The sequence below is a fragment of the Acinetobacter sp. 228 genome (genome assembly GCF_048147885.1).
The window spans coordinates 1-1,504 of record NZ_JAYWYV010000220.1 but is presented as its reverse complement, the minus strand read 5'-3'; the positions used below and the strand labels follow the sequence as shown (position 1 = coordinate 1,504).

General features: G+C 42.4%; 1 protein-coding gene and 1 pseudogene. One reads left to right on the top strand and one right to left on the bottom strand.

Annotated elements, in window-relative coordinates; genetic code table 11:
* A partial coding sequence (locus VXQ92_RS17545) for an AraC family transcriptional regulator (protein WP_416682680.1) occupies positions 1–737 on the bottom strand: 737 nt, incomplete at its 3' end.
* A gap of 106 nt (positions 738–843) precedes the next feature.
* On the opposite strand from VXQ92_RS17545, the pseudogene VXQ92_RS17540 reads away from it, so the two are divergent.
* Positions 844–1,504: pseudogene (locus tag VXQ92_RS17540) on the top strand (MFS transporter); the annotation flags it as partial.

Below are 1,504 nucleotides of genomic sequence, written 5' to 3'. Positions count from 1 at the left end.
CGCTTAAACATCGCACTGAACGCGCTGGGGTTGGTATACCCCAGTGATTCTGAAATTTGAGCAATAGATTCGCCATTCGCAATTTTACTCAAGGCAAGTGCAATATGCATTTGCTGTACCCATGCCCGATAAGATAGCCCTGTTTCTTTCTGGAACATACGCATTAAAGTTCTAGAGCTCGCGCCAATATCATCAGCCCAATCTGTTAAATCTTTTGAATGGTCAGGCGTATGTAATAACTCTTGGCAAATTTTTAAGAGTCTTTTGTCTTTCGGCCACGGTATTTGGATAGGCAATAAATTGGCTCGCTGTATTTCTTCAAAGATCAAAATTTGTAAAGAACGGGAAAGCTCTTGAGAGGTTGCTGTATTTGGCGTTTCCTCTCGTTCAATTTCATTTAAACGTATTAAAAGTTCATGCAGCAGGTTACTCACCCGAATAATAAAGCAATGTTGTCCCATTCGAGCGGCTGCATTTACTTCAACCAGTGCCGTATTTAACTTAACGTGACTCAGTGAAATCACACTGTGCTCTACATTTGCCGGAATCCATAACGCACACATGGGCGGCACAATCCACACATGATTAGGTGTAAACACCTGAATGTTGCCAGTGGACGCATATAAAAACTGAGCACGTGTATGCGTGTGGGTAGGCGTGATTTCTCGGTAAGAATGTTCAGAAGAGAGTCCAATTACTAGTTCAGACAAATCGGACTGAATAAGAGAATCGGACATAAACTATCCTAAAAGTTGTCACTTATACAATGATTATTGGAAGATAACTTTATAAGCGACAATTTACAATAAGCATCTCATTTAAAAATATTGGAGTTTTTCAGGTATGACGTCTTCAATACAATTGAAAGATGGTATTGCCAATACCGTTGCAAATGATCAGTCTCAAGGAATGATTATTAAAATTGTAGGCGCCGTGGCGGTTGCGCATTTACTGAACGATTTAATTCAGGCAGTGCTACCAGCTATCTATCCAATGCTAAAAGCAAACTTTTCTGATTTCGTTTGTATATCAAATTACAGGCTCGCTGCTACAGCCTTGGATTGGACTTTATACCGATAAACATCCAAAACCGTATCTTCTCCCACTGGGAATGGTCGTCACATTCTGCGGCATTATCTTGTTGGCATTTTCACCAAGTTTTGCTGTGTTGTTATGTGCATCTGCACTGATTGGGGTAGGGTCTGCCACCTTTCACCCAGAAGCTTCGCGTGTGGCGCGTATGGCATCGGGTGGGCGCTTCGGTACAGCTCAGTCGACTTTCCAAGTGGGCGGAAACACAGGTACTGCCATTGGCCCATTATTAGCAGCGTTATTAATTGTTCCATTTGGACAGCATGCAGTTGCGGGCTTGGTGATATTTGCACTTTTAGCGATTTGGGTTTTATTTGGTGTAAGCCGCTGGACAGTAAACCATGCTAAAAGTCAGGTGGTTACACGTGCTACGCAAGCACATACCAAATTGCATGGCCGTAAGCTCATTATC